21 protein-coding genes are annotated in these 21,327 nt (G+C 73.1%); 14 read left to right on the forward strand and 7 right to left on the reverse strand.

Going from position 1 to position 21,327, the window contains the following annotated elements; translation table 11 throughout:
• Positions 1-278 precede the first annotated feature (278 nt).
• The 10 genes from rpsM (at position 279) to PKA89_RS18425 (ending at position 10,751) form a co-directional block, all read left to right on the forward strand.
• Positions 279-656 carry a 30S ribosomal protein S13 gene (rpsM, locus tag PKA89_RS18380; protein WP_324422012.1) on the forward strand — a complete coding sequence of 126 codons (378 nt, stop codon included), beginning with the start codon at positions 279-281 and terminating at the stop codon, positions 654-656.
• 58 nt (positions 657-714) lie between these two features.
• Positions 715-1,119: a 30S ribosomal protein S11 gene (rpsK, locus tag PKA89_RS18385; RefSeq protein WP_030526857.1), complete on the forward strand. Its 405-nt coding sequence runs from the start codon at positions 715-717 to the stop codon at positions 1,117-1,119.
• Between the two features lie 36 nt (positions 1,120-1,155).
• Positions 1,156-1,764, forward strand: a complete 609-nt coding sequence (gene rpsD / locus PKA89_RS18390; RefSeq protein WP_324422015.1) for a 30S ribosomal protein S4 — start codon at positions 1,156-1,158, stop codon at positions 1,762-1,764.
• Positions 1,765-1,916: 152 nt separating this feature from the next.
• Positions 1,917-2,951, forward strand: a complete 1,035-nt coding sequence (locus PKA89_RS18395) for a DNA-directed RNA polymerase subunit alpha (RefSeq protein ID WP_324422017.1) — start codon at positions 1,917-1,919, stop codon at positions 2,949-2,951.
• 35 nt (positions 2,952-2,986) lie between these two features.
• Positions 2,987-3,712 carry a 50S ribosomal protein L17 gene (gene rplQ, locus PKA89_RS18400; RefSeq protein ID WP_324422019.1) on the forward strand — a complete coding sequence of 242 codons (726 nt, stop codon included), beginning with the start codon at positions 2,987-2,989 and terminating at the stop codon, positions 3,710-3,712.
• A 90-nt stretch (positions 3,713-3,802) separates the two neighbouring features.
• On the forward strand, positions 3,803-4,639 hold the full coding sequence (gene truA / locus PKA89_RS18405) for a tRNA pseudouridine(38-40) synthase TruA (protein WP_324422043.1): 837 nt from the start codon (positions 3,803-3,805) through the stop codon (positions 4,637-4,639).
• Positions 4,640-4,663: 24 nt separating this feature from the next.
• A complete protein-coding gene (locus PKA89_RS18410) occupies positions 4,664-5,068 on the forward strand; it encodes an MmcQ/YjbR family DNA-binding protein (protein ID WP_324422021.1) in 405 nt (134 codons plus the stop codon).
• Between the two features lie 127 nt (positions 5,069-5,195).
• The gene (locus tag PKA89_RS18415; protein WP_324422022.1) at positions 5,196-6,890 is read left to right on the forward strand and encodes an ATP-binding cassette domain-containing protein; all 1,695 of its coding nucleotides are present in this window, start codon (positions 5,196-5,198) and stop codon (positions 6,888-6,890) included.
• 11 nt (positions 6,891-6,901) lie between these two features.
• Positions 6,902-7,474, forward strand: coding sequence for a TIGR03086 family metal-binding protein (locus PKA89_RS18420; protein ID WP_324422023.1), 573 nt, complete (start codon positions 6,902-6,904; stop codon positions 7,472-7,474).
• 127 nt (positions 7,475-7,601) lie between these two features.
• The gene (locus tag PKA89_RS18425) at positions 7,602-10,751 is read left to right on the forward strand and encodes an alpha-amylase family glycosyl hydrolase (protein WP_324422024.1); all 3,150 of its coding nucleotides are present in this window, start codon (positions 7,602-7,604) and stop codon (positions 10,749-10,751) included.
• A 33-nt stretch (positions 10,752-10,784) separates the two neighbouring features.
• On the opposite strand, the gene PKA89_RS18430 is transcribed toward PKA89_RS18425, so the two are convergent.
• From PKA89_RS18430 to PKA89_RS18450, 5 genes are all read right to left on the reverse strand, one after another.
• Positions 10,785-11,444 (reverse strand): hypothetical protein, encoded by a 660-nt coding sequence (locus PKA89_RS18430; protein ID WP_324422025.1) that lies wholly within the window; start codon positions 11,442-11,444, stop codon positions 10,785-10,787.
• Between the two features lie 12 nt (positions 11,445-11,456).
• Positions 11,457-12,323, reverse strand: coding sequence for a DUF6065 family protein (locus tag PKA89_RS18435; RefSeq protein ID WP_324422026.1), 867 nt, complete (start codon positions 12,321-12,323; stop codon positions 11,457-11,459).
• On the reverse strand, positions 12,320-13,585 hold the full coding sequence (locus PKA89_RS18440) for an MFS transporter (protein WP_324422027.1): 1,266 nt from the start codon (positions 13,583-13,585) through the stop codon (positions 12,320-12,322). Before PKA89_RS18440 ends, PKA89_RS18435 begins: the two co-directional genes overlap by 4 nt.
• A 101-nt stretch (positions 13,586-13,686) precedes the next feature.
• Positions 13,687-14,964: an MFS transporter gene (locus tag PKA89_RS18445; RefSeq protein WP_324422028.1), complete on the reverse strand. Its 1,278-nt coding sequence runs from the start codon at positions 14,962-14,964 to the stop codon at positions 13,687-13,689.
• Complete coding sequence (locus PKA89_RS18450) at positions 14,961-15,572, reverse strand: helix-turn-helix domain-containing protein (protein WP_324422029.1); 612 nt, start codon at positions 15,570-15,572, stop codon at positions 14,961-14,963. Before PKA89_RS18450 ends, PKA89_RS18445 begins: the two co-directional genes overlap by 4 nt.
• Positions 15,573-15,794: 222 nt before the next feature.
• Here PKA89_RS18450 and rplM point away from each other — a divergent pair, with 222 nt between their 5' ends.
• The 4 genes from rplM (at position 15,795) to PKA89_RS18470 (ending at position 18,715) form a co-directional block, all read left to right on the forward strand.
• A complete protein-coding gene (rplM, locus tag PKA89_RS18455) occupies positions 15,795-16,238 on the forward strand; it encodes a 50S ribosomal protein L13 (protein WP_324422030.1) in 444 nt (147 codons plus the stop codon).
• Entirely contained in the window at positions 16,238-16,750 is a 513-nt protein-coding gene (gene rpsI, locus PKA89_RS18460) for a 30S ribosomal protein S9 (RefSeq protein WP_324422031.1), read from the forward strand. The genes rplM and rpsI overlap by 1 nt, the downstream gene beginning before the upstream one ends.
• 113 nt (positions 16,751-16,863) lie before the next feature.
• Positions 16,864-18,210, forward strand: coding sequence for a phosphoglucosamine mutase (gene glmM / locus PKA89_RS18465; RefSeq protein ID WP_324422032.1), 1,347 nt, complete (start codon positions 16,864-16,866; stop codon positions 18,208-18,210).
• A 76-nt stretch (positions 18,211-18,286) separates the two neighbouring features.
• Complete coding sequence (locus tag PKA89_RS18470; RefSeq protein WP_324422033.1) at positions 18,287-18,715, forward strand: Ohr family peroxiredoxin; 429 nt, start codon at positions 18,287-18,289, stop codon at positions 18,713-18,715.
• 39 nt (positions 18,716-18,754) lie between these two features.
• On the opposite strand, the gene lhgO is transcribed toward PKA89_RS18470, so the two are convergent.
• Positions 18,755-19,939 carry an L-2-hydroxyglutarate oxidase gene (lhgO, locus tag PKA89_RS18475; protein ID WP_324422034.1) on the reverse strand — a complete coding sequence of 395 codons (1,185 nt, stop codon included), beginning with the start codon at positions 19,937-19,939 and terminating at the stop codon, positions 18,755-18,757.
• Entirely contained in the window at positions 19,936-21,327 is a 1,392-nt protein-coding gene (locus PKA89_RS18480; RefSeq protein WP_324422035.1) for a GH1 family beta-glucosidase, read from the reverse strand. Before PKA89_RS18480 ends, lhgO begins: the two co-directional genes overlap by 4 nt.

Consider the following 21,327-nt stretch of genomic DNA (forward strand, 5'->3'; position numbering starts at 1 on the left):
CGGGCGGGTCATGGTGATCTGCGAGAACCTGCGCCACAAGCAGCGCCAGGGCTGACGCGAGTCAGACGCACCACCGCCCCTCGCGGGGCCGCACGGGTCACCGGATCCGAGCAGACGCAGAACGACAGAAGCACGCAGCACCCGACCCCCGACGGGCCACCTGGCAGCAGGTGGGCGCGGGACGTCACCCCCGGCCCGGAGGCCGGGGACCGGACCAGGATGGGCCGGACCGGTGTTGCTCCAGACCTCCGGACACCACGAGAAGGAACCATCCCCACATGGCACGTCTGATGGGCGTCGACCTCCCGCGCGACAAGCGCACCGAGGTCGCACTGACCTACATCTTCGGAGTCGGCAAGACCAGCGCGAAGAAGGCGCTCGAGGCCACCGGGGTCTCCCCGGACACCCGGGTCAAGGACCTCGGTGACGACGACCTCGTCAAGCTGCGCGACTGGATCGAGGACAACCTGCGGGTCGAGGGTGACCTCCGCCGCGAGGTCGCGTCCGACATCCGCCGCAAGGTCGAGATCGGGTCGTACGAGGGTCTGCGCCACCGCCGTGGCCTGCCCGTGCGCGGCCAGCGGACCAAGACCAACGCGCGCACCCGCAAGGGCCCCAAGCGCACCGTGGCCGGCAAGAAGAAGGCCGGTAAGTGACCCGCGGCTGACGCCGGTCACCCCACCGCTTCCGAAGACTTCGTAGGAGAACACGCATATGCCTCCCAAGGGACGCAACACCGGCGCCAAGAAGGTGCGCCGCAAGGAGAAGAAGAACGTCGCCGTGGGCCAGGCCCACATCAAGAGCACGTTCAACAACACGATCATCTCGATCACCGACCCCACGGGTGCCGTCATCAGCTGGGCCTCGGCCGGGCAGGTCGGCTTCAAGGGGTCGCGCAAGTCCACGCCGTTCGCCGCGCAGACCGCCGCCGAGGCCGCCGCGCGCCGTGCCATGGAGCACGGGATGCGCAAGGTGGACGTCTTCGTCAAGGGCCCGGGCTCCGGTCGTGAGACCGCGATCCGCTCCCTGACCGCTGCCGGCCTCGAGGTCGGCTCGATCCAGGACGTCACCCCCCAGCCGCACAACGGCGTCCGTCCGCCCAAGCGCCGCCGCGTCTGAGCGACCGACAGACTTCGCGAAAGGTAGTTACGAGACATGGCCCGTTACACCGGACCCATCACGAAGAAGTCGCGTCGCCTCAAGACCGACCTCGTCGGTGGCGACAAGAACTTCGACCTCCGCCCGTTCCCGCCCGGCCAGCACGGCCGTCGCCGGATCCAGGAGAAGGAGTACCTGACCCAGCTGCAGGAGAAGCAGAAGGCCCGCTTCACCTACGGCGTCATGGAGAAGCAGTTCCGTCGGTACTACAAGGAGGCGGCCAACCGCCCCGGCAAGACCGGCGAGAACATCCTGACGATCCTCGAGTCCCGGCTCGACAACGTCGTCTACCGCGCCGGCCTCGCCCGCACGCGTCGCCAGGCCCGTCAGCTCGTGAGCCACGGCCACTTCGAGGTCAACGGCGTGCGCGTCGACGTGCCGAGCTACCGCGTCGAGCAGTTCGACATTATCACCGTGCGCAAGCAGTCGGTCGAGTCGTTCCCGATGCAGCTCGCCCGCGAGACCTTCGGCGACCGACCGATCCCCGCGTGGCTGCAGGTCGTGCCCGGCACGCTGCAGATCCTCGTCCACCAGCTGCCGTCGCGTGAGCAGATCGACACGGTCCTCACCGAGCAGCTGATCGTCGAGTTCTACTCGAAGAACTGAGCTGACGTCCGCGGCGCGCGGGCCCTCCTCCGGGAGCGTCCGGCGCCGCGGACGAGGCCTGTCCCGCGGACCGATGCGGGGCAGGGGCCGGGATGGTGCCCGGCGTTCACGAGGCGTCATATGGCGGTCGCCCGTGGGAAGGAAGAACCACCGTGCTCATCGCACAGCGTCCCGTCCTCTCCGAGGACGTCGTCTCCGAGTACCGGAGCCGTTTCGTCATCGAGCCCCTGGAGCCGGGCTTCGGCTACACGCTCGGCAACTCCCTCCGCCGCACCCTGCTCTCGAGCATCCCGGGTGCCGCGGTCACGAGCATCCGCATCGACGGCGTGCTCCACGAGTTCTCGACGATCCCGGGCGTCAAGGAGGACGTCACCGAGATCATCCTCAACATCAAGAGCCTCGTCGTCTCCTCCGAGCACGACGAGCCGGTCGTCATGTACCTGCGCAAGCAGGGTGCGGGCGCCGTCACCGCCGCGGACATCGCGCCGCCGGCCGGTGTCGAGGTGCACAACCCGGACCTGCACATCGCGACGCTCAACGACAAGGGCACCGTCGAGATGGAGCTGACCGTCGAGCGCGGTCGCGGCTACGTCTCCGCGGTCCAGAACAAGGCCGGCGACCAGGAGATCGGCCGCATCCCGGTCGACTCGATCTACAGCCCGGTCCTCGCCGTCACCTACAAGGTCGAGGCGACCCGTGTCGAGCAGCGCACCGACTTCGACCGCCTCGTGGTCGACGTCGAGACCAAGACCTCGATGGCCCCGCGCGACGCGCTCGCCTCCGCCGGCAAGACGCTCGTCGAGCTCTTCGGCCTGGCCCGCGAGCTCAACGTCGAGGCCGAGGGCATCGACATGGGCCCGTCGCCGACCGACGCCGCGCTCGCCGCCGACCTGGCGCTCCCGATCGAGGACCTCGACCTCACCGTCCGGTCCTACAACTGCCTCAAGCGCGAGGGCATCCACACCGTGGGTGAGCTCGTCGGGCGCAGCGAGGCCGACCTGCTCGACATCCGCAACTTCGGTGCGAAGTCGATCGACGAGGTCAAGGCCAAGCTCGCCGGCATGGGCCTGGCGCTCAAGGACAGCCCGCCCGGGTTCGACCCGAGCATGATCGCCGACCGCTACGACGACTTCACCTTCGGTGAGGGCGAGGACGACTCGGCGTTCGCCGAGGACGAGCAGCTCTGACCGCCGCCTCCGGCACGTAACCAAGGAGAACACCAATGCCTACCCCCACCAAGGGTCCCCGCCTCGGAGGCGGCCCGGCTCACGAGCGGCTGATCCTCGCGAACCTCGCGACCTCGCTCTTCGAGCACGACCGGATCACGACGACGGAGGCCAAGGCCAAGCGCCTGCGCCCGCTCGCCGAGCGCCTCGTGACCTTCGCCAAGCGCGGCGACCTCTCGGCCCGCCGCCGGGTGATGACGGTCGTGCGCGACAAGGGCGTCGTCCACCGCCTCTTCGTCGAGATCGCGCCCGACATGGCCGAGCGCAACGGCGGCTACACCCGCATCACGAAGATCGGTCCGCGCAAGGGCGACAACGCCCCGATGGCCGTCATCGAGCTGGTCCGCGAGCCGGTCGCCAAGAAGGCCACCGTCAAGGAGGCCGAGGCCGCCACCAAGCGGGCGGCCAAGGACGCGAAGAAGGCGGAGCCGAAGGTCGAGGCGCCGGTCGAGGAGGCCGAGACCACCGAGGACACCGAGGCCACCGAGGTCGCCGCCGTCGAGCTCCCCGAGGGCGCGGTCGCCGCGACCGAGGACGGGTCGGCGCCCGAGGGCTACACCGTCAAGGGCAACGCCGACTCCGGCAAGTACCACGTCGAGGGTTCGCAGTGGTACGACCAGACGGTCGCCGAGTTCTGGTTCAAGGACGCCGAGGCCGCCGAGGCCGCCGGCTTCGAGCCGGCCGGTGGCGCCGCGAAGCAGCAGGAGCAGGACGAGGCCTGAGCCACGTCCCGCCGCACCGACGAGGGCCGTCTCCCACCCGGGAGGCGGCCCTCGTCGCGTCCGGGCGGCCCCTACGCTGGGGCGGTGACCCTGCGGATCCGGATCGACCTCGGCTACGACGGCACCGGCTTCTCCGGATGGGCCGCCCAGCCGGGGCTGCGGACCGTCGAGGGGGTTCTCTCCGAGGCCCTGAGCACCGTGCTGCGCGCTCCGGAGCCGGTGCGGCTCACCGTGGCCGGGCGGACCGACGCGGGGGTGCACGCCCGCGGCCAGGTGGTGCACGCCGACGTCGACGACAGCGCGTTCGCCCGGCTGCCGGGGCGTTCGGACCGCTCGCCGGAGGCGGCCGCCGTGGCCCGGCTGTCCGGGGTGCTGCCCGCCGACGTCGTCGTGCGGCGGGTCACCCTCGCGCCGCCGGGCTTCGACGCCCGCTTCTCCGCGCTGCGTCGGCGCTACCGCTACCGGGTCTGCGACGACCCCGGCGCGGCCGACCCCCTGCGCCGCCACGACACGGTGCTCGTCCGCGACCGGCTCGACGTCGCGGCGATGGACGAGTCGGCCCGGGGCCTCGTCGGGCTGCACGACTTCGCCGCGTTCTGCAAGCGGCGCGAGGGGGCGACGACGGTGCGTACCCTCCTCGAGTACGCGTGGCGCCGTGGCGACGACGGTGTCCTCGAGGCGACCGTCGTGGCCGACGCGTTCTGTCACTCGATGGTCCGCGCCCTCGTCGGGGCCGTCGTGCCGGTCGGGGAGGGCCGGCATCCGGCGGGCTGGCCGGCCGAGGTGCTCGCCGGCCGCACCCGGGACCCGCGGGTCAAGGTCATGCCGGCGCACGGCCTGAGCCTCGAGGAGGTCGTCTACCCCCCGGAGGGCGAGCTCGCCGCCCGCGCGGAGCAGGCCCGGGCGACGCGCACGCTCGACCGCTGAGCCCGCAGGGGTGAGGATGGGGCGATGGCCCACCCGCCCCGCTTCGAGGACGACGACCCGCTGCTGGGCCGGCTGCGGGAGGTCGCGCTCTCGCTCCCGGGCGCCGACGAGAAGGTCAGCCACGGGCGGCCGACCTTCTTCACCCGCAAGGTGTTCGCGATCTTCGGCGGCGTCGTCAAGGGTGACCACGGCTCGGACGCGCTGCGGCAGTCGCTCGTCTTCCTGCCGGACCCCGCCGAGCGGCCGGCCCTCCTCGAGGACCCGCGCGTCGTCGTGCCGGGGTACGAGGGGGCCTACGGGTGGCTGGCCCTCGACCTGCGCACGGACCCGGACTGGGTGGAGGTGGCCGAGCTCGTCGAGACCTCGTACCGGCTCACCGCCCCGGCCCGGATGGTGGCCGCGCTCGACGCCGGGTCCCGGCGGGTCTGAGCTCGACGACCATCGCGACTCATTGCCCAGAAACCACCTCGGGGATCCCCGACCGGCCCACTCGAGGTGGGTTCTGGGCAATAAGTCGGGTGAACCGGGGGCGGGGCGTCGGGGAGGATGGTGGCTCGTGGGACACCTCGACGTCGGCGCCGTGGACTTCTCGCTGCCGGACGGCCGTCCGCTGCTGCGCGAGGTGACCTTCCGTGTCGGCGAGGGTGCCAAGGTGGCGCTCATCGGGCCGAACGGGACGGGCAAGACGACCCTGCTGCGCATCCTCGCCGGCGACCTGCCCGCGCAGGACGGCGCCGTGACCCGCAGCGGTGGGCTCGGCGTCATGCGCCAGTTCATCGGCAAGGTCCGCGACGACACCTCGGTCCGCGACCTGCTCGTCTCGGTCGCCCCCGAACCCGTCCGTCGCGCCGCCGCCGACGTCGACCGCACGGAGCTCGCGATGATGGAGCGCGAGTCGGAGCAGGACCAGCTCGACTACGCGCAGGCGCTCGCCGACTGGGGCGACGTCGGCGGCTACGAGTGGGAGACCCTCTGGGACGTCTGCACCGTCGCGGCGCTCGGCGTCCCGTTCGAGCGGGCCCAGTGGCGCCAGGTCTCCACCCTCTCCGGCGGCGAGCAGAAACGGCTCGTCCTCGAGGCGCTGCTGCGCGGCCCCGAGGAGGTGCTGCTCCTCGACGAGCCGGACAACTACCTCGACGTCCCGGCCAAGCGCTGGCTCGAGGAGCGGCTCGTCGAGTCGCCGAAGACCGTCCTGTTCGTCAGCCACGACCGCGAGCTGCTCGACCGGGTCGCCACCCGCATCGCCACCCTCGAGCCCGGCCGGGGCGGCAACACCGTGTGGGTGCACCCCGGCCGCTTCTCGACCTACGAGCAGGCGCGCGAGGACCGCAACGCGCGCCTCGAGGAGCTGCGGCGGCGCTGGGACGAGGAGCACGCCAAGCTCAAGGCCCTCGTCGTCATGTACCGGCAGAAGGCGGCCTACAACTCCGACATGGCCCCGAAGCTGCAGGCCGCCGAGACCCGGCTGCGGCGCTTCGAGGACGCCGGGCCGCCCGAGGCGGTGCCGCTGCGGCAGAAGGTGTCGATGCGGCTCACCGGCGGGCGGACGGCCAAGCGGGCCGTCGTCGCGACCGACCTCGAGCTGCGGGTGGACGGCCGGCGGCTCGTCGCACCGTTCTCGACCGAGCTGTGGTTCGGCGAGCGGGTCGGGGTGCTCGGCAGCAACGGCTCGGGCAAGTCGCACTTCCTCCGGCTGCTCGCCGCCGGCGGCAGCGACCCGGACCGCGAGCACGAGCCGGTCGGCGAGATCCGCCCGCAGCCGGTCGAGCACGCCGGGCGGGTTGTCCTCGGCTCCCGGGTGCGGCCGGGCTGGTTCGCGCAGACTCACGACCACGTCGCGCTGCACGGTCGCACGCTGCTCGAGATCCTCCACCGCGGTGACGAGCACCGGGCCGGGATGCCGCGCGACCTCGCCGCCCGGGCGCTCGACCGCTACGGGCTGGCCCGGGCCGCGGAGCAGACCTTCGACTCGCTCTCCGGCGGCCAGCAGGCGCGGCTGCAGATCCTCCTCCTCGAGCTCTCCGGGGCGACCCTGCTGCTCCTCGACGAGCCGACCGACAACCTCGACCTGCACTCGGCCGAGTCGCTCGAGGACGCGCTGGCCGCGTTCGAGGGCACCGTGGTCGCGGTGACCCACGACCGGTGGTTCGCCCGTGGCCTCGACCGCTTTCTCGTGTTCCGGGCGGACGGTACGGTGGCGGCGACCGACGAACCGGTCTGGGACGAGGGCCGGGTCCGCCGGCCGCGATGAAGGACGACGACATGGCACCCTCCACTCCCGCCGAGCGGCACCGCGAGGTCGCGGCGGTCTTCGCCGACCGGGTGCGCGGCACCACGGACTGGGGCGTCCCCGCGCCGGTCGAGGGCTGGGACGCCCGCGGCGTCGTCGACCACCTCACGTCGTGGTTCCCGGCCTTCCTCGCCGGGTCCGGGGTCGACTTCCCGGCCCTGCCCCGGGCCGCCGAGGACCCGGTGGCGGCGTGGGAGGCCCAGACGGCCGCCGTGCAGGCGCTGCTCGACGACCCCGCGGTCGCCGACGCGCCGATCGACAACCCGCACATCGGCTCGATGACCCTCGCGCAGGCGACCGACATGATCTACACGACCGACGTCTTCCTCCACACCTGGGACCTCGCCCGGGCCACCGGGCAGGACGACCGGATGGACCCGCAGGTCTGCGCCGGCCTCGTCGAGGGGATGGCCGGGGTCGAGGAGTCGATGCGCTCGTCGGGCCAGTACGGCCCGCGGGTGCCGGTGCCGGACGACGCCGACCCGCAGACCCGGCTGCTCGGGTTCATCGGGCGCGACCCCTGGTGGCAGCCGCCCGGGACCTGACGAGGCCGCAGGGTAAAGACATCGTCAGTTCCGTGCCCCGCCCCTTCATGTAAGGCGTTTACGCATCTAGGTTCCTCCCCGAGACCCCGCGTCGGACGCGACCCGTCCGCCACCCCGAGGAGCACCGATGCCCCGAGCCAGCCGCCGCCTGTCCGCCGTCGTCGCCGCGACCGTCCTGCTCGGGGGTCCGGGGCTGCTCGCCGCGCTCCCCGCGGGTGCGGCGGACCGTTCGGTCGCCCTCGTCGGCGACCTCCAGAGCGAGGTCGGGTGCCCCGAGGACTGGATGCCCTCGTGCACGCAGAGCGAGCTCGTGCGCGAGGGCACCACGGACCGCTGGAGCGCGACGTTCACGGTGCCGAAGGGGACCTGGCAGTACAAGGTCGCCGTGAACGACGGCTGGGACGAGAACTACGGGGCCGGGGGTGCGCCGAACGGCGGGAACTTCACCCTCGTCCTCCAGGGGACGGCGCGGCTGAGGTTCACCTACGACGACGCCACGCACCTGACGACGTACACCCCCGTCGACCTCGCCGGGGGAGCGACCCGGGCCGACCGCTCGCTGGCCAAGGACTCGCTGCGCTCCAGCCTCACCCGCGAGCGGTTCTACTTCGTCATGGCCGACCGCTTCGCCAACGGGTCGACCGCCAACGACCGGGGCGGCCTCACCGGCGGACCCCTGACGACGGGCTTCGACCCGACGAACAAGGGCTTCTACCACGGCGGCGACCTCAAGGGCCTGACCCAGAAGCTCGACTACATCAAGGGCATGGGGACGACGGCGATCTGGCTGACGCCGAGCTTCAAGAACAAGCCGGTCCAGGGGGCGCCCGGCCAGGAGAGCGCCGGGTACCACGGCTACTGGATCACCGACTTCACCTCCATCGACCCGCACCTCGGCACCAACGCCGAGATGAAGGCGCTCATCGCGGCCGCGCACAAGAAGGGGATGAAGGTCTTCTTCGACATCATCACCAACCACACCGCGGACGTCATCGACTACCGCGAGGGTCAGTACACCTACCGGACCAAGAAGGCCTTCCCGTACGAGGACGCGAGCGGCACGGCCTTCGACGACCGCGACTACGTCAACCAGCCCTTCCCCGCGATGGACCCCGCGACCTCGTTCCCCTACACCCCGTTCCTCCACCCCGGCGACGAAGACGCGAAGACCCCGGCCTGGCTCAACGACGTGACGATGTACCACAACCGCGGTGACTCGACCTTCGCCGGCGAGTCCTCGACCTACGGCGACTTCGCCGGCCTCGACGACCTGTTCACCGAGCGCCCCGAGGTCGTCGAGGGCATGGGCGACATCTACAAGACGTGGGTCGACTTCGGCATCGACGGCTTCCGGATCGACACCGTCAAGCACGTCAACCTCGAGTTCTGGCAGAAGTTCATCCCGGACATCCTCGGTGAGGCCAGGAAGATCCGGAACGACGACTTCTTCGCCTTCGGCGAGGTCTACGACGGCAACCCCGCCGTCATGTCGCAGTACACGACGGCCGGCAAGCTCCAGGCCACGCTCGACTTCGGCTTCCAGCAGCAGGGCGTCGACTTCGCGAAGGGCAACCCGGCCAAGGTCCTCGCGGACTTCTTCGCCAAGGACGACTACTACACCGACGCCGACAGCAACGCCTACCAGCTGCCGACCTTCCTCGGGAACCACGACATGGGGCGGGCGTCGATGTTCCTCAAGCCCGCCTCGGCGAACGACGCGCAGCTGCTCCAGCGGGTGCTCTTCGCCGACGCCCTGATGTACACGGTCCGTGGCAACCCGGTGACGTACTACGGCGACGAGCAGGGCTTCATCAGCACCGGTGGCGACCAGCTGGCCCGCGAGGACATGTTCGCGAGCAAGGTGCAGGTCTACAACGACGAGCCGGTCCTCGCCGGCCCGTCGGGCTCGCGCGACCGGTACTCGACGCGGCACCCCATCTACCGGCGGCTGGCCGAGCTGGCCCGGCTGCGCGCCGCCAACCCGGCCCTCGCCGACGGCGCGCAGGTGGCCCGGTACGCGGACGACCAGGCCGGCATCGTCGCCTTCTCCCGGATCGGCTCGGCCGGCCGCGGTGACGACCACCGTGGCGGCCGTGGCCACGACGACCACGGTGACCACGGCGCGAACGCCCTGCGCGAGTACGTCGTCGTCGCGAACAACGCGACGTCCGCGAAGTCGGCGACCTTCGACACCTCGACCAGCCGCAGCCGCCTCGAGCCGCTGTTCGGCACCCGGAACACGCTGCGCACCGGCGCCGACGGCCGGGTGACGGTCACCGTGCCGCCGCTGACCGTCGCGGTGTGGAAGGCGTCCTCGACCGTCGACACGCACGTCGCGGCCCCGAGCGTCACGGTCTCGCTCGACGGCGCCGGCGTGTACGGGCGGGCCGAGGTCGGCGCCACCGTGTCGAGCGACACCTTCACCCAGGCGACCTTCTACGTCCGGCCGGTCGGCACGAAGGCCTGGCGGCTCCTCGGCACCGACGACAACGCGCCCTTCCGCGTCTTCGACGACGTGAGCGGCATCCCGGTCGGGACCCCGCTGGAGTACCGGGCGGTCGTCCGCGACGCCGGCGGCCGGGTCGCCGCCGACAGCGGGTGGGCGGTGACGACCGAGCCGCCGTCGGCGACGGTCCCGCAGAACGGGGACCGGCCGGCGGGCCAGCCGGGGTCGGTGACGATCGCGGGCACGCTCGACACCGAGCTCGGCTGCACCGAGGACTGGATGCCGAGCTGCACCGCGGCGCAGATGACCTTCGACCCCGAGTCCGGCATCTGGAAGAAGACGGCCACCCTGCCGCCGGGGCCGTACTCGTACAAGGCCGCGCTCGACGGGTCGTGGACGGAGAACTACGGGGCCGGTGGCATTCGCGACGGCGCGAACATCGACGTCGAGACGCTCGACGGGACGGTCACGTTCTACTACGACCCGGCGACGCACTGGGTCACCTCGGACGAGCAGAACCCGGTGCTCGTGGCGGCCGGCGACTTCCAGTCCGAGCTCGGGTGCGCGGCCGACTGGTCGGCTACCTGCATGCGGCCTTGGCTCCAGGACCCGGACGGCGACGGCACCTACGCGCTCGTCCTCACCGGCATCCCGGCCGGGACGTGGCAGTTCAAGGTCGCCCAGAACCTCTCGTGGGACGTCAACTACGGCGACGGCGGGGTCCCGAACGGCGCGAACATGACGTTCACCGTGCCGGTCGACGGGGCGCGCACGACCTTCCTCTACGACTCGACGACGCACGAGACGACGGTGACCTCGGAGGCGCCCTGACCACCGGCGCCTCCGGGCTCACCGCCCGCGGGCTCACCGCCCGATCGTCACGTCCCGCCCGTCGAGCCGGACGGCGAACCCGGCGCCCCCGACGCCGACCTCGCGCAGGGTCATCCCGTCGGGGACACCCGGTACCGCCGTCCGGATGGTGACGAGCCGGCGCGCGGCCTCGCTCAGCGCGGCGTCGACCGGGCCCGGGGCCCCGATGTCGAGGGTGTCCGGCTCGAGGAGGAGCAGGCCGCCCTGCGCGGTCACCGTGCCGGTCGCGCGGACGAGCAGCCGGCGTCCGAGGAGGGTGAGCGGTCGCTCCACCCCGACCCGGTCACCACTGACGGCGTAGAGCCGGGTGCCGCCCCCGACCTGCGCGGCCACGGTGTCGAAGGGCACCGTCGCCCGCAGTGACAGGGTGCTCGCGCGCAGGCTCCCTCCGCCGAACCGCACCCCGGTCCCGGTGGCGTCGACGTCGACGAGGTCACCGTCGCGCGAGACCAGCTCGGCGCCCTGCAGGCGCACGCTGCCGAGCCACGTCTCGCCGGTCGCGAGGTCGCCGGGCGGGGGGACGCGCACGCCCGAGGGTGGTGGCGAGGGGACCCGCGCCGGCGTCGCACCGGAGCCGAGCGACGCCACGAGGAGGACCGTGCCGAGGGCGATCACCGCGAGGGTGGTCAGGACACCGAGGAGGAAGGCCTTCACCCGCTCAGGGTGTCACTCCCGCGAGGCGTCGGGCGGGTGGTGGTAGGCGTGCTGCGCCCGTCGGTAGGACGCCGGGAGCGCGTCGAGCCGGGTGCGTCGGGTGGCGACGAAGCGCTTCCACTCCTCGTCGGGCCAGTGGGCGAGCCCGTGGCCGCCCTCGGTGGCCCTGGTGTGCTCCGGGGCGAGCGACGCGAGGGCGACGGGCTGGACGACGGCCAGGGGGGACCGCGGCGAGAACCGCACGACCTCGCCCGGAGTCCGCAGCCGCACCATGACCGGCAGCGTGTTGCCGTACCAGGCGGTCTCGACGATCCCCTCGACGACGTCGTGCGAGGTCGGCGTGAGCGGGAGGTTCGGGACGGGGCGCACGAGGGTCGCCCAGCCGGGGGCGGTGCGGGCGAGCACACCGGAGACGACCTGCAGCTCACGCGGGTCGGCCGGGTTGGGGTCGACCAGGGGGACCCCCTCCTCGTCGAGGCAGTCCGCCAGCTCGGCGGAGCGGTGGGCGGGAACGGCCGCGAGGGCCGCCTCGGTCCCCGGGTGCTGCCCGGGCCGCCCGGCCCCGAGCACCTGCCACGGTCCGAGGGCGCCGTCCGCGTCGACGAGGGTGAACTCGAGGCGGTCCTCCATCCAGCGGACCGCGAAGGCCGCCGGGGCGAACAGCACCCACCCGAAGGAGCTCGCGGCCGTGACCGGCGTGCACCAGCGGACGGCCTTGGCGGGCAGCAGGTCGCGCAGCACCGCGCGCGCCGGCACCGGCATCGGGGCGTCCGGCCAGACCTGGTGGAAGGCCATCTGCGGGCCGGTGACGGGCAGCCGCTCGCGGCTCGGCGTCGAGCCGTCCTCGCCCGCCTCGGGCGGGCGCTCCGGGGCGCTCACGGCTCCCTCCCGGCGGACATCTCGTTGAACGCGACGTCGACGGCCTCGGCGAGCCCGCGCCGCGGCCACCGCGCGGCGAGCAGGGCGATGGCGCCGAGGCTGAGCGCGGCGCAGGCCGTCACCGAGGTGGCGGGACCGAACACCTCCGACAGCCAGCCGGCGAGGAGGAAGGCCAGCGCCGAGGTCGTCATCGCCGACGCGCCCGCGAGGCCGATGACCCGGCCGCGCAGGTCGGGCGCCACGACGAGGGCGAAGGTGGCCTGCAGCGGCAGGATGAAGGCCTGGAGCACCCCGGAGCCGAACCACAGCAGGCCGAGGACCGGCAGCCACGCGCTCGTCGCGGGCAGGACGGCCGTCAGCAGCAGCGGGGCGGGCATGAGCAGCGCCATCGGGAGCATCCGGGCCCCGGCCACCTCGGGCTGCCAGCGGCCCACGAGGACGACGCCGAGCACGGCCCCGGCGACCGGGGAGGCCATGAGGAACCCCCCTGCCCACTCCGGCAGGTCGTGGTCGAGGACGTACGGGATGGCCACCGCCTCCGGGGCGGCGATGGCCCAGACCGAGACGAGGCTGAGGAGGAGGAGGGCCACGAGGACGCGGTGGCCGGCGAGGTAGCGCGCACCGTCGCCGACGTCGCGGAAGAACCCGCCGACCCCGGGTGTGGGCCGGGCCGCGACCGCGCGCGCCCGGACCGCGAGGGCGAAGAGGGCTGCCGAGAGGGCGAACGCGGCCGCGTCGGCGGCGAGCGCCGCCCGCGGTGAGAGGAGGGCGACGACGACACCGCCGACCGCGAGGCCGATGGCCTGGTTCACCTGTTCGGCGAGGACGGCGACCCCCCGCGCCCGGAGGAACGCGCGCCGGTCCGGGAAGAGGTCGGTGAGGAGGATCTGGTACGACGCGACCGTCGGGCCGCCGAAGAGCTGCATGAGGAAGAGCAGGACCAGCAGGAGCAGCAGCGGCGCGCCCTGGACGATGGTCAGCAGCAGGAGGAGGACGAAGACGGTCCGCAGCACGTCGGACCCGACGAGGACGTGCTTGGCCGGGATGCGGTCGGCCAGCGGGCTGAGCAGGCTGCGACCGAGGACGCTCGGGAGCAGGCTCACCGCGAACGTCGAGGCCATCGCGAGGTCGGACCCGGTGCGCTCGCGCACCTCGAAGGCCACGCAGATGCGGGCGACGTAGTCACCCCACGTCGAGGCGCTCAGCGCGACGAACGAGGGCAGGAAGCCCGAGGTGCGGAACACCGAGGCGTAGGACGGCATGGCGACACCGTCACGTGACCCCCGACCCGTGCCGTCCACGCCGGTGACGCTAGCCGAGGTCGGCGGTCACCGCGCGGCGTGCGGACGACTCCGGGGGCGGGTCAGACGGCGGCCGCCGGGACCGGTTCCGTGTGCGTGCGCTCCTGACGCAGCGCCGGGAGGTAGCAGAACGCCCCGAGGACGCTGAAGGCGCCGGCGACGGCGATGCCGGTGGCCGTGCTCGTCGCCTCGGCGAGCGGACCGAGGACGAGCAGCCCGAGGCTGTAGCAGCCCCCGGCGACCATCGAGTTGATCGACAGGACCGTCGTCCGGTTGCCGGCCTCGGCCTGCCGGTGCAGCAGGGTGCTGTGCACCGGGCCGGCCGTGCCGTGGAGGGTGTAGACGACGAAGAAGGCGGTGACCAGCCCGACCGGTCCGGTCATCAGCGCCATGACGACGACGAACGCCGCCTGGAGGACGCGCGAGACGATGGCCGTCCAGGTCACCCCGACCCGGCGGGCGGCGAGGCCGGCCGCCGCGGACCCGGCGGCGAACAGCCCCCAGGCGGCGGCGGACACCGGGCCCATGAGCGCACCGGCCTCGGCCTCGCCGCCGACGAGCTCGGAGAGCCGGACCGGCATGAAGGTCTCGAAGGCGATCATCCCGACGCTCCAGAACACCTCGACGCCGACGAGCGCGAGGAGCACGCGGTTGCTGCCGAGCAGCCGGAAGCCACCGGCGACGACGCGCGGGGCCTCGCGGGCCGAGTCCAGGGCCCGGCGCACCCCTCGGGCGTCGACGTGCGACACCGGCTCGCGCAGGAGGACGGCCGTGGCGACGAGGTTGACGACGATGAAGAGGATCGAGAGCCAGTAGGCGTTCTCGAGGGCGGTGAGGGCGTGCACGGGGTGCCAGGCGATGACGCCGCCGGAGACGACCGCGCCCGAGGCGATGCCGACACCCAGCGCCGTCCCGGCCCGGGAGAGCCCGTCCTCGACCCGCACGCCGGGGTCGTCGGCCTGCGCGGTGTCGACGTACCAGGACTCGAGCGGCCCGGAGTCCAGGGCCCGGAAGACGCCCTGGAGCAGCAGCGCCACGCAGAAGGCGAGGAAGGTGTGCGCGAAGACGAAGACGAGCGCCGAGACGAGGGCGACGACGGTCGAGGCGAGGAGGAGGGGCCGGCGGCCCAGCGCGTCCGCGAAGCCGCCGGTCGGCAGCTCGAGGGCCAGCACCACGAAGCCCTGCATCGAGAGGATGACGCCGAGCTGGGCCAGCGACATCCCCCGCTCGAGGGCGAGGAGGGTGGTAACGCCGATGACGAGGCCGACGGGGAACCACCGGGTGAAGGAGAGCACGAGGAGGACCCGGCGGGCGGCCACGGCGCTGAGCGGGGCGCTCACCGGGCACCGCCCCGGGGGGCGCGGTCGAGGTCGACCGGGTACATCACGTCGTACACCGCGACGCGGCGGGCGTTCGGGTTGCCCTGTCCCACCCGGCGGTAGCGCGCCACGACGTCGTCGAGCTCGCGGCGCAGCGCGACGGCCTGCTCGGGCGTGGCGAGGACCCAGGAGTCGTCCATCCCCATCGCGTCGCGCCACTCGACCGGCCACCCGCTCTCGACGTCGAGCCACCGCTCGTAGCGCTCGCCGAGGTGGCGCGCGTAGTCGCGCTGCAGCCAGCCGAGCGCGCTCTCGGCGTCGTCGTCGCCGACGAAGTCGCTCGGCTCCCACTGGTGGCTCTCGGTGGCGGCGGCCCACAGCCTCCGCTTGCCCTCACCGTCGCCGGTGTCGGCGACGAGCCCGACCGCCTCGAGCCGGCGCAGGTGGTAGGAGGTGGCGCCGGAGTTCGTGCCGAGCTCGGCCGCGAGGTCGGTGGCCGTGGCCGGGCCGCCGACCCGCAGCGCCGCGAGGAGCCGGTTGCGCAGCGGGTGGGCGAGGGTCTTGAGGGCGGCCGCGTCGAGACGGATGCCGGTCAGCCGGCCGTCGGCGGCGGGATCGGAGGAGCTCATGCGTGCACAATACCTGTGCACACATCGGTTGCACAATACTTCTGCACAGAATGTGTGAACGACGTCGTCGCAGGTCAGCACCGGGGCGCCGGCGATTTTGGCGCGACCCTGGACCCCCGTAGACTGGGTGACTGTCGTGCCGTGTGCCCTCGCGAGGGCTCCACTCCCTCCCGGGAGCACTCGGCATCACGCCCGTCGTCCACGACCCATGAGGAAGCCCCCATGCGTACCTACACCCCCAAGGCGGCCGAGGTGACCCGTGCCTGGCACGTCATCGACGCCACCGACGTCGTCCTCGGCCGGCTCGCGAGCCAGACCGCGGTCCTGCTGCGCGGCAAGCACAAGCCGACCTTCGCACCGCACGTCGACACCGGCGACTTCGTCATCATCGTCAACGCCGACAAGGTCGCCCTCACCGGCGCCAAGGCGGAGCAGAAGAAGGCCTACCGCCACTCGGGCTTCCCGGGCGGCCTGCGCTCCACGTCCTACACCGAGCTGCTCGCCAAGAGCCCGGAGAAGGCGATCGAGAAGGCCGTGCGCGGCATGCTCCCCAAGACCTCCCTCGGCCGCCAGCAGCTGACCAAGCTCAAGGTCTACCGCGGCGCCGAGCACCCCCACGCGGCCCAGCAGCCGAAGCCCTTCGAGATCACCCAGGTGGCCCAGTGATGTCCGAGAACGCCCAGATCGACGAGACCGCGGGGACCGACGTCAACGACGCCCCCGTCACCGAGTACACCTCCGAGTCCGACACCGCCGTCGTCGGCGAGGCGGTCCGCCGCCCGTCCGCGTCGGCGCCGGGTGCCGCGACCGGCCGCCGCAAGCAGGCCGTCGCCCGCGTCCGGATCGTCCCGGGCAGCGGTGAGTGGAAGGTCAACGGCCGCACCCTCGAGGAGTACTTCCCGAACAAGGTGCACCAGCAGATCGTCAACGAGCCGCTCAAGGTCCTCGAGCTCGACGGCGCCTACGACGTCCTCGTCCGCGTGCACGGTGGTGGCCCCTCCGGCCAGGCCGGCGCGGTCCGCCTCGGCGTGGCCCGCTCGCTCAACGGCGTCGACGAGGAGCTCAACCGCCCGGCCCTGAAGAAGGCCGGCCTGCTGACCCGTGACGCCCGCGTCCCGGAGCGCAAGAAGGCCGGTCTCAAGAAGGCCCGCAAGGCGCCCCAGTACAGCAAGCGCTGACCCGCACCCGCAGGTCCCGCCGACGGCGGCATCCCTCGTGGATGCCGCCGTCGCGGCGTCCGGGCCCTCGTTCGCGGTAGGTTCGGTCGCTGCACACCCGAGAAAGGTCCTCCATGTCCCGACTCTTCGGCACCGACGGCGTGCGCGGTCTCGCGAACCGCGACATCACCGTCGAGCTCGCGCTCGACCTGAGCATCGCCGCCGCCCACGTCCTCGGCGACGCCGACCGGCGCTCCGGCCGCCGGCCCCGCGCGGTCGTCGGCCGCGACCCGCGCGCCAGCGGCGAGTTCCTCTCCGCGGCGGTCGTCGCCGGCCTCGCCTCGGCCGGGGTCGACGTCCACGACGTCGGCGTCCTCCCGACGCCGGCGGTGGCGTTCCTCACCGCCGACATGGGCGCCACCTTCGGGGTGATGCTCTCCGCGTCGCACAACGCGATGCCGGACAACGGCATCAAGTTCTTCGCCGAGGGCGGGCACAAGCTGCCCGACGCGGTCGAGGACGAGATCGCGGCCCGGATCGGCCAGGAGTGGGACCGCCCGATGGGGGCCGAGGTCGGCCGCATCCAGCGCAACCGGGCCGGCCAGGCGCGCTACATCGCGCACCTGCTGCGCACCCTGCCCAACCGCCTCGACGGCCTGACCGTCGTCATCGACGGCGCGCACGGCGCCGCGAGCGCCGTCTCGCCCGAGGTCTTCCGGCTCGCGGGCGCCGACGTCGTCGAGATCGGCACCGACCCCGACGGCCTCAACATCAACGACGGCTACGGCTCGACCCACCTCGACCGGCTGCGCGCGGCCGTCGTCGAGCGCGGCGCGGACCTCGGCATCGCCCACGACGGCGACGCCGACCGCTGCCTCGCCGTCGACGCGAGCGGCACCGAGGTCGACGGCGACCAGATCATGGCGGTCGTCGCGCTCGCCCTCAAGGAGCGTGGGGCACTGCGGGAGAACACCCTCGTCGCCACGGTCATGAGCAACCTCGGCCTGCTCCAGGCGATGGAGCGCGAGGGGATCACGGTCAAGCAGACCGGGGTCGGCGACCGCTACGTCCTCGAGGAGATGCGGCGCTCGGGCTTCTCGCTCGGCGGCGAGCAGTCGGGGCACGTCATCCTCCTCGACCACGGGACGACCGGCGACGGCGTCCTCACCGGGCTGATGCTCGCCGCCCGCGTCGTCGAGACCGGGCGCAGCCTCGCCGACCTCGCCGCGGTGATGACCCGCCTCCCGCAGGTGCTCGTCAACGTCAAGGGCGTCGACAAGGGCCGCGTCGAGACCGACGTCGAGCTCCTGGCCGCGGTCCGGGCCGAGGAGGAGGCGCTGGCCGGGACCGGGCGGGTCCTGCTGCGCAAGTCCGGCACCGAGCCGGTCGTGCGGGTCATGGTCGAGGCGGAGTCCGAGGAGCGGGCCCGCGAGGTCTGCGACCGGCTGTGCGGCGTCGTCAGGGAGCGGCTCGCCCTCTGAGCCGCGGGGGAATGGCCGGGCGCGGGGGTCGGTTGGCCCTGAGGACCACCCGCACCCGACGTGAGGAGCACCTCCCGTGCCGCACGAGTCCCTGACCAAGCCGCTCTACAGCATCGCCGCCACCGCCACCGGGGGCCGCACCGGCCACACCCGCAGCGAGGACGGCGTCGTCGACCTCCCGCTCGGCAAGCCCGGCAGCACGGCCAACCCGGTGGCCAACCCGGAGACGCTCTTCGCCGCCGGCTACGCCGCCTGCTACAACGGCGCGTTCGCCCTCATGGCGCAGCGCGAAGGCATCGACGCCAGCGGTGCCGAGACGACGGCGAACGTCACGCTCGGCGAGACCGGAACCGGCGTGGGCCTCGCCGTCGAGCTGACGACGACGATCCCCGGCGTCGACGCCGAGACCGCGCAGGCGCTCGCCGACAAGGCGCACGAGTTCTGCCCCTACAGCAAGGCGACCCGCGGCAACATCGACGTCACGGTCGTGGGCCGGCCTGCCTGAGGCTCCGGCCGCCGGACCCGTGCTCGGCCTCCTCCCCGCTCAGGGGAGGAGGCCGACGACGTGCCGGGCGATCTGGAAGCAGGCGGTCGCGGCGGGGGAGGGCGCGTTGAGGACGTGGACGCAGCGACCGGAGTGCTCGACGAGGAAGTCGTCGACGAGGCCGCCGTCGGGTCGCACGGCCTGGGCGCGGACCCCGGCGGGCGCGGGACGCAGGTCCTCGTCGCGCAGCGCCGGGACGAGGCGGCGCAGGCCGTCGCCGAAGCGCCGTTCGCTGAGCGAGCGGGCCACCTCCTGCGCGCCGGTGCGCACCTGGCGGCGGGCCAGCCGCCAGAAGCCCGGGTAGGCGAGGGTGCCGGCGAGCTCGCGCGGTGCCACGTCGCGCCACGTGTAGCCCTCGCGGGCCAGCGCGAGGACGGCGTTCGGGCCGGCGTGCACGTGGCCGTCGACACCACGGGTCAGGTGCACCCCGAGGAACGGCAGCTCGGGGTCGGGGACCGGGTAGACGAGACCGCGCACGAGGTGGGTGGCCTCGGGCGCGAGCTCGCGGTACTCGCCGCGGAACGGGACGATGCGCACCGAGGGCTCGTGCCCGAGGCGTCGGGCCACGACGTCGGTGTGCAGTCCGGCGCAGTTGACGACGAGGTCGGCGGCGACGGGTCCCACTGTCGTCTCGAGGGTGACCTCGTGGCCACCCTCGCGTGCCGAGAGCACCTCGGCGCCGAGGCGCAGGTCCGCGCCGGCGGCCTCGAGGCGGGCGACGAGGGCCGCGCAGACGGCGGTGTAGTCGATGATGCCGGTCTCCGGCACGTGGAGGGCGGCGAGGGCGGCGACGTGGGGCTCGTGCTCCCGGGCCTCGTCGGCCTCGAGGCGGCGCACCCCGAGGCCGTTGGCCAGGCCGCGCTTGCGCAGGGCCTCGAGCCGGGGCAGCTCCGCGGGGTCGGTGGCGACGACGAGCTTGCCGGTGACCGCGTGCGCGATGCCGGCCTCCTCGGCGAAGGCCAGGAGCTCGGCCACCCCCGCCCGGCACCACCGGGCCTTGGCGCTGCCGGGGGCGTAGTACAGGCCGGAGTGGATGACGCCGCTGTTCCGCCCGGTCTGGTGGCGCGACCAGCCGGTCTCCTTCTCCAGCACCGTGACCTGCGCGGCGGGGTCGTCGGTGGCGACGCGGTGCGCGACGGCCAGCCCGACGATGCCACCGCCGACGACGACGACGCGCCGGGTCATGCGTGTTCGGCGCCGTGGTGGGCCGCGAGGATGCGGGCGTACTCGCGGCCGGAGTCCTTGACCGTCCGGACCTGGGTGTCGTAGTCGACGTGGACGATGCCGAAGCGCTTGTCGTAGCCGTAGGACCACTCGAAGTTGTCGAGCAGGCTCCACGCGAAGTAGCCCCGCACGTCGGTGCCCGCCTCGACGGCGTCGGCGACGGCGGCGAGGTGCGCCTGCAGGTAGGCCACGCGCTCGGGGTCGTGCACTGCGCCGTCGGGGGAGACGGTGTCGTCCCACGCCGATCCGTTCTCGGTGATGTACACCGGCAGGCCGCTCTCCCGGGCGGAGCGCTCGACGATCATCCGGTGCGACTCGGGCGACTGCTCCCAGCCCATCGCGGTGACGGGCGGGTGCGGCGCCACCTCGTCGACCCGCTCGCAGCCGGGCAGCAGGTGCAGCGTGCCGGCCGGCTCGGCGCCCTCGGGGGTGGCAGCGACCCGCGTGGGGAAGTAGTTGTTGACGCCCAGGTTGTCCAGCGGGGCGGAGATGGTCTCGAGGTCACCGTCGTGGACGAACGAGCCGTCGGTGAGGTGGGCGACGTCGTCGAGCATCCCCGGGGGGTACGTGCCGTGGAAGAGCGGGCCGAAGAAGACCCCGTTGAGGGCGTTGTCGGCGCGGCGGACGGCGTCGAGGTCGGCGTCGGTCGGGTCGCTCGGACCGTGGACCTGGGTGGGGTTCAGGGTGATCGAGACCTCGGCGCCGGCGCAGTGCTCGCGGATGACCGGCACGGCGGTGCCGTGGGCGAGCATCAGGTGGTGCGCGGTGAGCAGCCCCTCCATCGGGTCGCGGTGGCCGGGGGCGTGCGCCCCGACGGCGTGGCTGAGCATCGAGGAGCACCAGGGCTCGTTGAGCGTCGTCCAGTGCCGCACGCGGTCGCCGAGGGCGCCGACGACGTGGGCCGTGTAGTCGGCGAACCAGCCGGCGACGTCCCGCGAGCGCCACCCGCCGCGGTCCTCGAGGGCCTGCGGGAGGTCCCAGTGGTAGAGCGTGACGACCGGGCGGATGCCGGCCTCGAGGAGCTCGTCGACGAGCCGGTCGTAGAAGGCGAGCCCGAGCGGGTTGGCGGGACCCACGCCGTCGGGCTGGATGCGCGGCCAGGCGACCGAGAACCGGTACGCGTCGAGGCCGAGCTCGCGCATCAGCGCGACGTCCTCGGTGACCCGGTGGTAGTGGTCGCAGGCGACCTCTCCGGTGTCGCCGTTCGCGACCTTGCCGGGGGTCGCCGAGAAGGTGTCCCAGATGGACTGCCCCCGTCCGTCCTCCTTGACCGCGCCCTCGATCTGGTAGCTCGCCGTGGCCGCCCCGAAGAGGAACCCTGCGGGGAAGGTGCGCTCGAAGCTCGTCAT

The sequence above is a fragment of the Phycicoccus sp. genome (assembly GCF_035325325.1).
Classification (GTDB): domain Bacteria; phylum Actinomycetota; class Actinomycetes; order Actinomycetales; family Dermatophilaceae; genus Phycicoccus.

Excerpts from the sequence above, each read along its gene's own strand:
- lhgO (WP_324422034.1), bottom strand. The coding sequence starts at position 19,939 with ATGACCCGGCGCGTCGTCGTCGTCGGCGGTGGCATCGTCGGGCTGGCC.
- rpsD (WP_324422015.1), top strand. The coding sequence starts at position 1,156 with ATGGCCCGTTACACCGGACCCATCACGAAGAAGTCGCGTCGCCTCAAG.
- rplQ (WP_324422019.1), top strand. The coding sequence starts at position 2,987 with ATGCCTACCCCCACCAAGGGTCCCCGCCTCGGAGGCGGCCCGGCTCAC.
- PKA89_RS18440 (WP_324422027.1), bottom strand. The coding sequence starts at position 13,585 with ATGCCGTCCTACGCCTCGGTGTTCCGCACCTCGGGCTTCCTGCCCTCG.
- PKA89_RS18480 (WP_324422035.1), bottom strand. The coding sequence starts at position 21,327 with ATGACGAGCTTCGAGCGCACCTTCCCCGCAGGGTTCCTCTTCGGGGCG.
- glmM (WP_324422032.1), top strand. The coding sequence starts at position 16,864 with ATGTCCCGACTCTTCGGCACCGACGGCGTGCGCGGTCTCGCGAACCGC.
- rpsM (WP_324422012.1), top strand. The coding sequence starts at position 279 with ATGGCACGTCTGATGGGCGTCGACCTCCCGCGCGACAAGCGCACCGAG.
- rpsI (WP_324422031.1), top strand. The coding sequence starts at position 16,238 with ATGTCCGAGAACGCCCAGATCGACGAGACCGCGGGGACCGACGTCAAC.
- PKA89_RS18420 (WP_324422023.1), top strand. The coding sequence starts at position 6,902 with ATGGCACCCTCCACTCCCGCCGAGCGGCACCGCGAGGTCGCGGCGGTC.
- PKA89_RS18425 (WP_324422024.1), top strand. The coding sequence starts at position 7,602 with ATGCCCCGAGCCAGCCGCCGCCTGTCCGCCGTCGTCGCCGCGACCGTC.
- rpsK (WP_030526857.1), top strand. The coding sequence starts at position 715 with ATGCCTCCCAAGGGACGCAACACCGGCGCCAAGAAGGTGCGCCGCAAG.
- PKA89_RS18410 (WP_324422021.1), top strand. The coding sequence starts at position 4,664 with ATGGCCCACCCGCCCCGCTTCGAGGACGACGACCCGCTGCTGGGCCGG.
- PKA89_RS18450 (WP_324422029.1), bottom strand. The coding sequence starts at position 15,572 with ATGAGCTCCTCCGATCCCGCCGCCGACGGCCGGCTGACCGGCATCCGT.
- rplM (WP_324422030.1), top strand. The coding sequence starts at position 15,795 with ATGCGTACCTACACCCCCAAGGCGGCCGAGGTGACCCGTGCCTGGCAC.